This is a genomic window from Desulfuromonadales bacterium (assembly GCA_035620395.1).
In the GTDB taxonomy this organism is placed as follows: domain Bacteria; phylum Desulfobacterota; class Desulfuromonadia; order Desulfuromonadales; family DASPGW01; genus DASPGW01.
The window spans coordinates 1-13,534 of sequence record DASPGW010000259.1 but is presented as its reverse complement, the minus strand read 5'-3'; the positions used below and the strand labels follow the sequence as shown (position 1 = coordinate 13,534).

Below are 13,534 nucleotides of genomic sequence, written 5' to 3'. Positions count from 1 at the left end.
GGCGGGATATCGTCTTTGTCGAAGTGGATCGTGTAGTTGCTGGTCCCGTCCAGCGGCTTGCCGTCCTTGTCGCCGATATTCAAGGGATAGATGGCGTCCTCCGGCACGTTCGCACCGAGGCCTTGCTGCGTGATGATGGAGCGCTTGAGGTAGTAGTTGCCGTAGACGCCCATCGTGTCGGTGTTCATCGACCAGTAGTTCTCGACCCGGGCCAGGCTCGGGAGCTTCCACGCCATAAGCTCTTGCGCCGCCTTCGGCGCAGCCTCGATGGCCTTTTTGACCACCGGATCGGCGTTATCGAAGTCGAAGCTCTTGCCCGGCTCGATTCCGAGACGCCTCATCCGTGCGACCAGCGACCAGTCGACCAGATGCGGCGGGTGCAGCTTCATCAGCTCGGCGGCGTATTTGAAGAAATCCGCGGTGCGCATCGAATTGACGATTTCCAGCGGCGGGGTCTTCATGTCGACAGTGGGATCGGCCTTGAATGCCATCGGCTGCGGCGTCTTGCCCAGTTGGGATAGTGGAGTGATCGCATACCCGTCCTGTACCTTGTGCACGGCGGCATAATCGTCCGGCCCGTTGGTCTGGGTGCGGCCAATGATCCAGACGTAGGGCGTGGGCGCGTCGATGCGCTCAACCCCCTGCGGCAGTTCCCCCTTCCAGCCTGCCGGCACTATGGCGAAACTCCCCGCCCCAGTGCCGGTGGTTCGCTTGCCCGGAACGGCGAACACGTCGGTCCACATGTCCAGTATCGGCATGAGGTAGTAGCGCCCGCCGGTATCCGGCACCGAGACGACCACCGGTTCTCTGGTCAGATCGAGCCAGGCAATCGAGTAGAGGGTATCGAAGTTTGGCCGCACCACCACCTTCAAGTCCGCAGGCGGGTAGGTCCGGGTGTGGGTGAAGGTATTCATCGGTCCGTAGCCAGGCTTCTTCCCCTCTTCCAGGTTGGTCATCTGCCGGCGCGTAACGTCCATCGTCACCAATGGATAGAAGTAGACATAGGCGTCCAGAGCGATCTCGTACGCCTCCTGGGCACTGAGCGGCACGGCAGCACGGGCATTGCCCGTCTGAAGCCCGCAGATCAATACCCCTGTCAGGATGATGCTGCCAAGTAATTTCATCATGTTGTCTTTCGTGGTGGAACTCCCTGTCTTGTGGCCGAAATGAATGTAATTGGCGTACGGCAACAACATCAATCGCGACATATCCTGGGGGGGCACATTGATAGTCTTCATTAGCCTCCAAAGGTGTCGCAACGATTCGGCCGCGAATGTCCAACAATTTCGCCTGACTGAAAAATGGCCTCAGCCAACCACCGGTTTGGGGAGTTTCACATATGCCCTGATCAGGACCTAAAGAGCGACCCCTGGAGCCAATCCCCAGGGGCCGCTTCAGCAGGGCCTGTGCGTACACACAGGTTCAATGCAACCTTAACTTGATCTGGAACGTGTTTCAAGGGCCATGCTATTCTCTCCTCCCCCTCCCGGCTTTAGCTCTCCCCAAAAGCGCCCCGTAGTAAGAACCACTTCTTCACAAGAATAAGGCCATCCGATCTGCCGATCAGAATGGCCCCTGAAGATGTTGTACAAGTCACGACAATATCAGACGGTAAAACGATCCGGCCAGTCGTGATTTTCTGTACGGTAGCCTGTTGGAATAATACTGGCCGCCGGAAGAGAAAGGCACCTCTTCGGCAACACGTTAACCAAACGTTTTGCCGCGCGAGACGGGGACAAAAGCGGGATCGCTGGTGGCTGGAGCTGGGCCGCGGCCATCTGGAGCAGGCCGTGCGGAACGGCCGGCCCGTTCACGGCCGGGCTGAGGTACTCGATTCAGCCTTCGGGGCCGCTGGCGAGAAAGCTGAAGCAGTGCCAGGCGGCTGTGCCCCGATGCAGGCCTCCCCGTAGGGGATGCTCGCGAGCGCGGGGCCGCGCACCCGCCGGTAGGCGGCGTCCGCGAGCGCGCGCGGCGCAGTGTCGAAGACGAGCCGGCGCACCTCGGCGACCGCTGCCCGCGCAGGCTCAGCCTGGAAGCGCGAAAAAACGCAGACGTAGGCGCGCAGGGTCCCCTGCGCCACCGTCTCGATCTGCGCCGGCTCAGAAAGAGAGACGGTGAGCGTCTGCCCAAGTGCAGCGGCCAACTGGCGCAGTGCCGACTTCTGCTCCGAGCTGTCCGCACGTGCCTCGATCTGCGCATCGAGATCGTCGCGCACACCGTTGCCGTCGGCGTCCATCCCGACCAGTTCGGCCTGCGCCGCCGCGGCAGCCGCCTTGGCGTCGGCAGCCCGCGAGACCTGGCCGTCAGGTGCAGTTTCGGCCGCAAGAGCGGCGACATTCCAGGGTGACAGGACGAACACTAAGGCGACAGCAGCCAAACCATTGCGCATCACGGGACCGTTCATGAAAATTCAGACAAATACCAAGGAGATGGCCGCGCCGTAGGCTCTAAAAGGCCGCGAGCGGCAGGCCGCCACCGCGACCAGATGGGCCATGATAGCGCGTCGGCTCGGGAAGGCAAGACGGAAGTTGGCGCACGCAGGATGCTTCAGAAATTGATCTGGATTGCCAGCGGTCTCGGCCGAGATATATAAACGCAACCAACTGCAACCTGGACGCAATCACAAAAGAAAAAACCATAACTATTGAAGGTTACAACCATTTTTTTCTCTGGTGCCCAATGGGAGACTCAAACTCCCATGGCCCTACGGCCACTAAACCCTGAACCTAGCGTGTCTACTTCCTAAAAAATTCAGGAAACCACCACACAATCGGCTTAAATCAACCACCACTCCAACTCGTCTCATCAATTATAAATGTTTAAAAAATCAAGGGAAGCCGGCTACAGAAATATATAAAGCAGCAATTATTTTGATGTATTATGTAGTTTATTTTTAATCTCATCCATTAAAAGTATAGTAAATTTTTCGGCACCAAACCTGTTGAGATGTTGTGGGTCATAATAATCATCATTCGTAAGGTTTGATAGTGACCTCGAATAAAAATCGTAAAATTCGATATTATTATATTTATCTGCCTCTTGTTGGAGCATGTTTGAAAATTCTTTCTCGTATCTGTCTATATTTGTTCCATTCACATGCTTTTTGAATGCGTCGCTTACAGGTGCCTGAAATAAAATAAATTTACAGTTCGATTTAGACATTTTATTCAAAGTTGACTGCATATTTTTCCAGCGCACACCATAAACATTTATATTTTTGTACCAACTGTGTTTTGTATTTTCAGAATCAGTAGAAAAGTCGAGTGGCAGATTAATTGAACCATCAATAGGTTTAAATCCATGATGTTCCAAGCGCTCGTCATTTTCCTTTAATCTAAAAGGCGCTTTTATAAAAAAGTTAACAATATTTTCCTGCAATGCATTTAAATAATTCCTATACAAACCACCTATATCGTTGGCAAATAAAATAAATTTATCTTTTAAAGACATGCTAATTATTTCAGCCATTGAAATATAGCCAGTATCAATTGCACCATCATTTATCTGAAAAAAACCTACGCTGACCACGACGGTTATTTGTTTATCGAGTAGATCATATTTTTTAAGTGCATTATACATATTTGAAACTGAGCAGGCTGAGGTGGCAATATTTATCGATTTAATATTATATTTACTAAGAATTATGTCTGGCACCAATTGTCTTTCGGCCCTGGAATCACCAGCAATAACCAATGTATAATCATATTTTGGTTTTGTAAATTCGGTAATCTTTTTTTCTAGGTCGTCATTATATACATTATACGAACTATTATCTACGCAATAAACAATTGCAACAAATATTACAAAAATAGGAAACAATAAATAGAACAATTTTCTTATAATTTTATTCATATTAGAATGCAAAATATAAAAACTGAGGTTGTTTAACGACACGAAAGAATATCAAATAGATAACAAGAGAGTAATAGCATAACCACCTAACCAAACTATGCTTAATAAAAATCGAGGAAATATTTTTAATTTTCAATGAGGTACTAATTGCAAAAAACAACAGTATGGAGATGATTAAAACATCTAATTGAAATTCCCCCTGCGAACTCAATAACAATCTTATTCCTTTGAACTCGTGAAAAATATTAATCATGTTTGACAATATGTACATAGCATCGGTAAGGCTGTTCGCTCTAAAAAACACCCAGGAGAAACTAACTAAATTGAAAGTTACAAAGATCTGCCAAATTTTTAAGCTCTTCGTTTTTTCTAATCCAAAAAATTTATGTAGTTTTTTCTGATATGGCTTATAAAATACCGAGCAAGCCAGATACAGACCATGCAACCCACCCCAGATCACAAATCCCCAACTTGCTCCATGCCAAATGCCTGATATCAAGAATGCAATAACCAGTGCACTTGCAGTGCCCCAGTTTCTCCAATTCCGCCACTGCATTTGTAGGGGTTTAAAGATGTAGTCAAGGATCCAGCGAGAAAATGTGATGTGCCACCTCCTCCAAAAATCAGCTACCGATGTGGCAAGATAAGGGCTATTGAAATTCTGGGTCAGGTTGATGTTAAACATGAGAGCGGTGCCTAGAGCCATGTCGGTATAACCAGAAAAGTCCATGTAAATCTGAAAAGCATAAGCATAGGTTGCTAGAAGGAGCGGTAGGCCGGTAAAGGAATAGACATCGTTATAAACAACATCAACATAGAGGCCAATTCGATCTGCTATAACGACCTTCTTAAATAGGCCCCATGTGAACAGCAGCATGCCAAAACGCATGTTGTCGTAATTGAATTCGTATTTTATTTTAAGCTGCGGGATCAGATCCCCCGCTCGTTCTATTGGTCCCTGTAACAATTTTGGGAAGAACGCCAGGTACAAAGCGAAATAACCAAAATGCCGTTCTGGTTTTTCAAGCTCAAGATAGATGTCGAAGAGGTAGGATATGGCTTGGAAGACATAATAGGACACCCCAATAGCAACGAATACGTTGACCGGTTGACTCTGGACATCTATTGAAAGAAAGGTTGCAAGTGACTGCAAGTTTTCCGACAGAAACGGCAGGTACTTCATTGCGACCAGAATCAGAACGTTGATCGCAATCCCACCCCACAACAAAGCGCGTTTTATCTTTGGGTTGCCTGTTTGATCTAGCCAGATTCCGAAAGAATAGGTTGTCATTGCCACGAGTACCAGCACAACCAACAAGTATGGCACCTTCAAGGAAGCGTAAAACACCAAGCTTGCCGCTAGCAAAACAACCCAGCGTGCTCGATCATCAACAAAATAAAAAAGCAGATAAATGACTGGCAGGAATAAGAAGTACTGAAAGGAGTGAAATGGCATTGTTTTACACTAAATGGCTGTCTTGTTTTGGATGCTTCTTAGCAAATCGCCAACATTTTTGAAGGTCAATAACTCTTTTTGTGAGAAACGGATGTTGAATTTTATCTCAATGGCAACGATTAGGTTGACATGCGAAAGGGAATCCCACCCATCTATATCATTTGCTGTCATCTCTGGAGCAATATTAATATCGTCATCATCAAACACTTCACAAAAAATTTTATTTAACTTGTCTAGTAATTGCACGCGAACCCTCCATGGTGGATATATAGTGAACTAGTATCATTGAAACATGTTGAAAATCAACTAGATTTTTTTGAGATGATTAACATTTTACCCATCCCGTAACGCCTTTTTTCCGAAGGGGTTAACCAATCCCCTCGCAGAGTCCAGAATACTTTCACCTACGGCACCATGACGCAGTTAATAATGTCTTTTGTTGCCAGACCATTGACTATGGTCATAAAAAAGACCCAGTCAACGAACCGGCCAGGACAGGAAGCGGAAGGGCACCTGAACTCCAGTTTGGTCTTCTCCGCCCACCGAGGGGATCTGTCAGCGATATATTCCTGAATCATCTGGGAAAAAGCTGGTCCTGTGTTGGTTCCCTCTTCCACCTTCACCACCTTAAACCGCTTCGTTCCTGACATTATCGCTTCAACCAGTCCACTTGCAAGATCAGCGTCGACTGCACCAGACCCAAGCAAGGCAAAGTAGTTTAGCACTTGCCTGTGGACGTTTGCTGCCGATACCTTGGCAGCATCGGTGTCATTTGCTTTGAGGGAAATACGGATTAATTGGACAGGAAAAAGAGAGGATAATTCGACAGGAATTTTGATGCTGCAGTAGGTCCTGTTACGTTTCCAGAGGTAGGAAAGCATAAATCCAACTCCTCAAGGTTAACCAGCGGTATCACAGCTGGTATCACACAAGTTGAGTTGGATTCATAACCTGCTGTTATTGCAGGACTTTTAATAATGGTGCCCAAGGGGAGACTCGAACTCCCACGGCCCTACGACCACTAGACCCTGAACCTAGCGTGTCTACCAATTCCACCACTTGGGCGTGAAGCGAGGCAATTTATAGCAAAACGTTCCGGGCAATGCAATAAAAAAAACGCGGGTCCGACTTTTCCTCCGACGGGGCTGCGTTGACTTGTCAGGGGGCATTGTTAACCTTTGAAGAGAGCCTCTTTAACCAATTTCATCCGGCAAACGGGAAGCGATTACCGGGAGATACGCCTTTGACGCTGCTGCGGCAGACCCTCCTTTTTCTCTCCAGACGCAGGGAGCTCGAAGAGTTCCTCAGCCACAATCCGCTGGCGCGCCAGGCGAGCCGCCGGTTCGTGGCCGGAGAGACGCGCGCCGAAGCCCTCGCCGTCACCCGGGAACTCAACCGTCAAGGCTTCAAGGTCACCCTCGACTACCTTGGCGAAGAGGTAAGTGACCCCGGACAGGCCGAGGCCGCCGCTGAAGAGTACGCCGGAGCCGTCGAAGAAGCGGCGGCTGCGGGTCTCGAGACGGGCGTCTCGGTCAAGCTCTCCCACCTGGGCATCCGCATCGATGCGGAGTTCGCACGGCGCAACCTGCTGCGGGTGGCCGAACGGGCGGCAACGGTAAAGCGTTTCGTCAGGGTCGACATGGAGGGGGCGGACCTGACGGAGAAAACCATTGAAATCGTTTGCGACATAAACCGGCAGACAGGCAACGTCGGCGCAGTCATTCAGTCGTATCTGCGGCGCAGCAGCGAGGACATCGACGTCCTGAACCGGGAGAACGTCCCGGTCCGCCTGGTCAAGGGCGCCTATCTGGAGCCGGAGGAGGTGGCCTGGCAGGAAAGCGAGGAGGTGACGCTCTACTTCATGCGCCTGACCGAGGCGCTGATGCGCTCCGGCACCCGCCCGGCCTTCGCCACCCATGACGAAAGATTGATCGATTTCGCCATCGACATCGCCTTCATCTTCGGCCTTGAACAGAACGAGTATGAATTCCAGATGCTTTACGGCATCCGTCGGGATCTGCAGGAAAGGCTCCTGCGGGAAGGTTATCGGGTGCGGATTTATCTTCCCTACGGAGAAGACTGGTTCGGTTACCTCATGCGCCGGGTCGCCGAGCGGCCGGCCAACCTCTGGTTCTTGCTGCGGCATTTGAAAGAATAGGGTTTCAGAATACCTGGGCAGACCTGCGGGTCTGCCCAGGACGGACCCACAGGGGTCTGCCTCTACCCCTCCGGCCGCATTGGTCGCACCACGACCGTCCGGTAGCGCTCGACGGTGACCAGCCCCGGCCGCGCTCCCTTCGGCTTCTTCACCCATTTTCCTTCGGTGACCATCACCTCGACCTTGCCGGCGTCCTTCCCCCGTGAATGCGCAGCGGCGATCGCGGCGGCATGCAGCAGGTCGACTTCGGGGACAGTCCCTCCCCTCTCCCCTCTTTTTAGCACCAGATGGCAGCCCGGCATATTGTGGGCGTGGAACCAGAGGTCGTCGGGGTCGGTCAACTGCCGGCTGACGTGGTCGTTGCTGCGGTTGTTCTTTCCCCAGAAGAGTTTGTAGCCGCCGGGAGTAACGGCGCTGCGCAACTGCTCCTGCGTCTCAGACGACCGGCTCCGGCGGCCTGACTCGGGGCGCACCTGGAGCATCCCGGCCGCGGCCAGTTCCTGGCGGACGTCCTCAAGTTCCGCAACTCCCGCGGCCTCGTCCAGGGCAAGGGCCACCCCTTCCAGCCATTCGATCTCGGCGAGAGTCTCAGCGCAGCGGCGTTCGGTGTGTTCCAACCCGCGCTTCCCCTTGCGGTGGCGGCGGAAGTAGAGTTCCGCATTCTCCCGGGGCGAGAGGGCCGGATCGAGGACCATCTTCACCGACGCTGGCGGATCGGCGTACCAGTCGTCGAGGACGACCTCGGCGAGCCCCCGCCGCAACCGGTGCAGGTTGGCGAGCAGAAGATCGCCCAGTTCGCGCTGCCGCTCGAAGGTGCAGGCCTTCTCCTTCTCGGCCTCGATGTTCTCCAAGCGCTTCCGGAGGCGGGCGATACCCTTGCGCACGACCCGCTCCAGCTCCGACCTGCCGCCTATAAAGAGTCCATCGCCAGCATCGTCAGCGTAGAAGGCGTCGGCCGCCTGGGAGGGGCTGAAGAAGGCGCGGCCGTTCTCAAGGCTGATATGCTCTGGAGGAAAGGCCGAAAGGACAAGCTGTTGCCCCCATTTTCCGAGAATTGGCCTGAACTCCCTGGCAAGCCAGCGCTCGCGGAAACGGGCCAGAAGCTCCTGCGGGAGCAGGCCAGCCTCGACCCCGGCCGCCAAATCTTCGGCCAGCAACGGGGTCATGGGGCTCACGGTCTCGAGGAGCCAGGAGCGCAATGGAACGCCGGCGGGAATCGCCGGCAGGTCCACCCCCAGATCGATGCGGGAGGGGCGATCGGGCGGCCGGTACGGCAAGCCGGGCAGGATCGTCCGCGTCTTCCCTTCGCTGCGCTGCAGGGCATCGACGATCCGCTCTTCGCTATCGAGCAGGATGAGGTTGGCGTGCAGGCCGAGCAGCTCGGCAACCAGAGACCAGCGCTCGCCGGCCTTACCGGCAAAGAGCAGTCTGACGACCCGCTCACCGGGGAGACGCTCGATCTCCAGCAGTCGATTCAGACGCGACCGCAGCAGCTGACAGAAACGCGGCGGAGTCGCAGGATTGGGCATTTTTGCTTCAGTCAGATGGAGTCGGTTGGCCCGGGGTGCAGTAGAGATGAGCAGGCGCAGGTTTTCCCGTCCGGTCCAGAGCCGCAGGACAAGGTCGTGCGGGCCGGTCTGGTGGATCTTGCTGACGGCCGCGCCGCGAACCGTCTGCTTCAGTTCGCGGACAACGGCCTCGAGGAACAGGAGGTCCATGGCCATGGAGGGAAATCAGAAGAAACGGCGAGAGGCCGCAAGTCTATACACTTCAGCGTCCCGCCCGCAGCGCCTCGATGCGCTCCTCCAGCGGCGGATGGGTCATGAACAGCCGCCGCAGACCGCTTCCCCTGCTACCGGAAATTCCGAAGGCTGCCATCTGGTCGGGGAGAGGATGGGTGGTCGTCTTCTGCAAACGCTGCAGGGCGGCAATCATCTTTTCACGGCCCGCCAGACCGGCGCTGCCGGCATCAGCGCGGAACTCCCGTTGCCGACTGAACCACATCACGATCATGCTGGCGAGGATGCCGAAGACCAACTGAGCGACGATCGAAGTGATATAAAAGGCCGGGCCGTGGCCGCGCTCGGTCTTGAATACGGCCCGGTCGACCAGATGCCCCACTACCCGCGACAGGACAATGACGAAGGTATTCACGACCCCCTGGATGAGGGCAAGGGTGATCATGTCGCCGTTGGCCACGTGACTGACTTCGTGGCCGAGAACAGCCTCCGCCTCCTCCTCCGTCATCGACTGCAGCAGTCCGGTGCTGACCGCGACCAGAGCGCTGTTTCTTCGCATGCCGGTGGCAAAGGCGTTGACATCGGGAGAATTGTAGATCGCCACCTCGGGCATGCCGATGCCGGCCCGCTCGGCCTGCCGCCTGACGGTGTTGACCAGCCATGCTTCGGTGGCGTTGCGGGGGCTCTCGATAACCTGGGCGCCGGTCAGCCGTTTGGCCGTCCATTTGGAGATGGCCAGCGAGATCAACGAACCGCCGAAACCGAAGACGGCGGCGAAGACCAGCAGGCTATAGAGGTCGAGGCCGACCCCCTGCGCATCGAGAATGCGATCGACTCCCAAGAGGCTCAGCACGATGCCGAGCACGAGGACAATCGCCAGGTTGGTGATGACGAACAGGACAACTCGCTTCATGACAGCCTCCTCCGAGGATTCGATTTTTTACTGGAAGCAATTTATAGGTCTGGAAAGCAGGCGTCAACCGCTATTACGGTGGATGCTTCATGAATGTCAGCCTCCCCCCACCCTATCTCATTCCCCCTCGCCTGGACGGATGACCAGGTGGCGCTGCGGTTCCTTACCCGTGCTCTCCGCCACCAGACCCCGGCCGGCGATGATCCGATGCTGCATCCGGCGCAGAGCCGGACGCCGCGGGGCCAGAGGCGCCTCCACCCCTTCAGCGAGGACCCGCCGGATGGCCGCTTCCGTTTCGTCTACCATCTCATGTATTTCCTCACCCTCGACCCCTTCCAGGATATGGAAGGTCCGTTCCAGCAGTCGCCGCATCTCGTTGGCGGTGTTCCGCTTGATGAAGTGAAGCGAGGCGCCGCCCTTCTCCATGATCCGCTTGAGGCGCAGGTCGCCGTCCCGGGAGCGCAGCGCCAGAATCAGGTCCGCCTGTTCCGGCCCGCCAACCGTGCGGGCGTTGAGGCCCAGGCTGCGGATCACCCGCTCGAGGAGGTCGCGGGAAACGGCGTAGGGATAGATGCGGGCCGGACCGCGGCGGGCAGGCTCTTCCGCCGCCAGGTTCGGGTGGACTGGCGGCTCTCCTTCCTGCACCAGCACGTGGATCTGGCCGTTGGCGGCCTGCTCGCGCCGCTCGCCGCGGAGAGGGAAGCCGCGCAGGAGAGCATCGACCGCGGCAGCGGTGTCGGGGTGGACAATCACCTCGTCCCGGTCCACCATCTCCACCACGATGTCGAAGGTGGGAGGCGCCCGGCGCTCGCTGACGGTTTTCGCTGTGCGTCGCCGGCGGGCCTCTTCGTCGCTCAGCGTCACCACCTGGACGCCTCCCACCAGGTCGGAGAGGGTGGGGTTCTTGACCAGATTCTCCAGGGTGTTGCCATGGGCCGTGCCGATGAGTTGGACCCCGCGCTCGGCGATGGTGCGAGCCGCTGCCGCCTCGGCCTCGGTGCCGATCTCGTCGACGATGATCACCTCCGGCATGTGGTTCTCGACCGCCTCGATCATGACGGCGTGCTGGCGCTCGACGCGAGGCACCTGCATCCGCCGGGCACTGCCGATTCCCTGGTGGGGAATGTCGCCGTCTCCGGCGATTTCGTTGGAGGTATCGATGACGATCACCCGCTTGTGCAGATCGTCGGCGAGCACTCTCGCCATCTCCCGCAGCTTGGTCGTTTTTCCCACCCCCGGCCGCCCCAGGATGAGGAGGCTTTGGCCGGTTTCGATCAGGTCGCGCAACAGCTCGATCCCGCCCAACACCGCCCTCCCGACGCGGAGGGTGAGGCCGATGATCTGCCCTTTTCGGTTGCGGATGGCCGAGATGCGGTGGAGCGTCCGCTCGATGCCGGCACGGTTGTCGTCACCGAATTCCCCCAGCAAGGCGGTTACATGGGCCAAGTCTTCCGGGGTGACCAGATTGTCGGAAAGCGGCGCGACCCTCTCGGGGAAGCGGGCCTCGGGGATCCTTCCCAGGTCCATCACCACCTCGAGAAGCTTGTCCAGCTCCATCTTGAGGAGAACTGCCTGCAGCTCGGCTGGCAGGGCAGCGACCAGCAGGAGAATGTCCTCCCCGGGGGCGGGGGTCTTTTTACGGCTGTCTTTCACACCGTCTCCTCTCAGATGCGTGCCGTTGAGCCAATTATACACATTATTTCTCGCGACTCCGGCTTTGCTCGGCTGCGGCGCCATGGGGTGCGATTCCGTTCCTGATCCGCACTCAGGCATTACATGCTGCCAACCCCGGATTCTCTGCTATATTTAGAGCCGCATTGCAACGCCATCGGCCGATATTAATTCTTGACTAGTGCGCTCCAAACTGGTACCGATAATTCCTCAAGGTTCCCGAGCATTGAACTATCAATTCGCGATTCACCCAGCGCATTTCACCCCCCAAGGAGGCTGACCATGTCCGAAGAAACCCAGTACCGGCTCGGCACCAAGGCTCTGCATGCCGGCCAGGTTCCCGACCCGACCACCAACTCGCGTGCCGTCCCGATCTACCAGACCAGCTCCTACGTCTTCAACTCCTCGGAGCACGCCGCCAATCTCTTCGCCCTCAAGGAGATGGGGAACATCTACACCCGCCTGATGAACCCCACCACCGACGTGCTGGAGAAGCGCCTGGCGGCAATGGACGGCGGCGTCGGCGCCCTGGCGCTCGCCTCCGGCTCTTCGGCCATCACCCTGGCCATTCTCAACCTGGCCAAGGCCGGCGACAACATCGTCTCCAGCAGCTTCCTCTACGGCGGCACCTACAACCTCTTCCATCACACCCTGGCGCGGATGGGGATCAAGGTCAAGTTCGTCAACACCGCTGATCCGCAAAACATTGCCGCCGCCATCGACGCGAACACCAAGGCGGTCTTCACCGAATCGATCGGCAATCCGAAGAACAACGTCGACGACTTCGCGGCGATCGCCAGGGTGGCTCACGATCACGGCCTCCCTTTCATCGTCGATAACACCGTCACCACGCCCGCCCTCTTCCGCCCCATTGAGCACGGTGCCGACATCGTCTGCTACTCGCTGACCAAGTTCATCGGCGGCCACGGCACCAGCATCGGCGGCGCGGTGGTCGACAGCGGCAACTTCGACTGGTCGAGCGGCCGCTTCCCCGAATACACCACCCCCGACCCGAGCTACCACGGGCTGGTCTACCACGCGGCGCTCGGCAATCTCGCCTACATCCTGAAGATGCGCCTCACCCTGCTGCGCGATATGGGCCCCTGCCTCTCGCCGTTCAACGCCTTCCTCTTCCTCCAGGGCCTCGAAACCCTGCATGTGCGCATGCCGCGCCACTGCGAGAACGCTTTGAAAGTAGCGAGTTTCCTCGAGGCTCACCCCTGCGTCTCCTGGGTCAACTACCCGGGGCTTGCCAGCCACCCCGACCATGCACGGGCGCAGAAGTACCTCCCCGCCGGCCAGGGGGCGATCCTCGGCTTCGGCATCAAGGGGGGGGCGGCGGCCGGCGCCAGATTCATCGACAGCGTCAAGCTCGCCAGCCACCTCGCCAATATCGGCGACGCCAAGACCCTGGTGATCCATCCGGCGACCACCACCCACCAGCAGTTGACCGCCGAGCAGCAGATCGCCGCCGGTGTCTCCCCCGATTACATTCGTGTATCGGTCGGGATCGAGGACGTGGCGGATATCATCGCCGACCTCGATCAGGCGTTGCGCGCCAGCCAGAACTGAGCAATTTCCCTAGGCAGTCGGGCGGGCCGCCGGTCCGCCCGACTGCGTATCAGCACACCCCGCCCCCCGTGCCTTGTCCTCATTCTCTGCATAACGCCACCTCAACAGCAGTGCGCCTTTCGGATATAACTGGAAACGTTCCATCCTGGCTCCTGCCATTCCAGGCAGGGCTA

At 56.4% G+C, this 13,534-nt stretch carries 11 protein-coding genes and 1 tRNA gene; 2 read left to right on the top strand and 10 right to left on the bottom strand.

Features of this window, described 5'->3' with window-relative positions; translation table 11 throughout:
* The 7 genes from VD811_14165 to VD811_14135 form a co-directional block, all read right to left on the bottom strand.
* Positions 1 to 1,127: DUF1254 domain-containing protein (locus VD811_14165; GenBank protein ID HXV22128.1), on the bottom strand; the 1,127-nt coding region annotated here is incomplete at its 3' end.
* Between the two features lie 683 nt (positions 1,128 to 1,810).
* A complete protein-coding gene (locus VD811_14160; protein HXV22127.1) occupies positions 1,811 to 2,404 on the bottom strand; it encodes a hypothetical protein in 594 nt (197 codons plus the stop codon).
* A gap of 461 nt (positions 2,405 to 2,865) precedes the next feature.
* Entirely contained in the window at positions 2,866 to 3,852 is a 987-nt protein-coding gene (locus VD811_14155; protein ID HXV22126.1) for a hypothetical protein, read from the bottom strand.
* 1 nt (position 3,853) lies between these two features.
* Positions 3,854 to 5,161 carry an MBOAT family O-acyltransferase gene (locus VD811_14150; protein ID HXV22125.1) on the bottom strand — a complete coding sequence of 436 codons (1,308 nt, stop codon included), beginning with the start codon at positions 5,159 to 5,161 and terminating at the stop codon, positions 3,854 to 3,856.
* Positions 5,162 to 5,317: 156 nt separating this feature from the next.
* Entirely contained in the window at positions 5,318 to 5,554 is a 237-nt protein-coding gene (locus VD811_14145) for an acyl carrier protein (protein ID HXV22124.1), read from the bottom strand.
* 158 nt (positions 5,555 to 5,712) lie between these two features.
* Entirely contained in the window at positions 5,713 to 6,189 is a 477-nt protein-coding gene (locus VD811_14140; protein HXV22123.1) for a DUF6538 domain-containing protein, read from the bottom strand.
* Positions 6,190 to 6,286: 97 nt separating this feature from the next.
* A tRNA-Leu gene (locus VD811_14135) sits at positions 6,287 to 6,373 on the bottom strand.
* Between the two features lie 178 nt (positions 6,374 to 6,551).
* Here VD811_14135 and VD811_14130 point away from each other — a divergent pair.
* Positions 6,552 to 7,466, top strand: coding sequence for a proline dehydrogenase family protein (locus VD811_14130; protein HXV22122.1), 915 nt, complete (start codon positions 6,552 to 6,554; stop codon positions 7,464 to 7,466).
* Between the two features lie 62 nt (positions 7,467 to 7,528).
* On the opposite strand, the gene VD811_14125 is transcribed toward VD811_14130, so the two are convergent.
* From VD811_14125 to VD811_14115, 3 genes are all read right to left on the bottom strand, one after another.
* Positions 7,529 to 9,190 carry an NFACT family protein gene (locus tag VD811_14125; protein ID HXV22121.1) on the bottom strand — a complete coding sequence of 554 codons (1,662 nt, stop codon included), beginning with the start codon at positions 9,188 to 9,190 and terminating at the stop codon, positions 7,529 to 7,531.
* Between the two features lie 46 nt (positions 9,191 to 9,236).
* The gene (gene htpX, locus VD811_14120) at positions 9,237 to 10,118 is read right to left on the bottom strand and encodes a protease HtpX (protein ID HXV22120.1); all 882 of its coding nucleotides are present in this window, start codon (positions 10,116 to 10,118) and stop codon (positions 9,237 to 9,239) included.
* A gap of 117 nt (positions 10,119 to 10,235) precedes the next feature.
* Positions 10,236 to 11,771, bottom strand: a complete 1,536-nt coding sequence (locus VD811_14115; protein ID HXV22119.1) for a R3H domain-containing nucleic acid-binding protein — start codon at positions 11,769 to 11,771, stop codon at positions 10,236 to 10,238.
* A gap of 300 nt (positions 11,772 to 12,071) precedes the next feature.
* Between VD811_14115 and VD811_14110 the strand changes: the two genes are divergently transcribed.
* Positions 12,072 to 13,361 carry a homocysteine synthase gene (locus VD811_14110; protein HXV22118.1) on the top strand — a complete coding sequence of 430 codons (1,290 nt, stop codon included), beginning with the start codon at positions 12,072 to 12,074 and terminating at the stop codon, positions 13,359 to 13,361.
* The last annotated feature ends 173 nt before the right edge of the window (positions 13,362 to 13,534 follow it).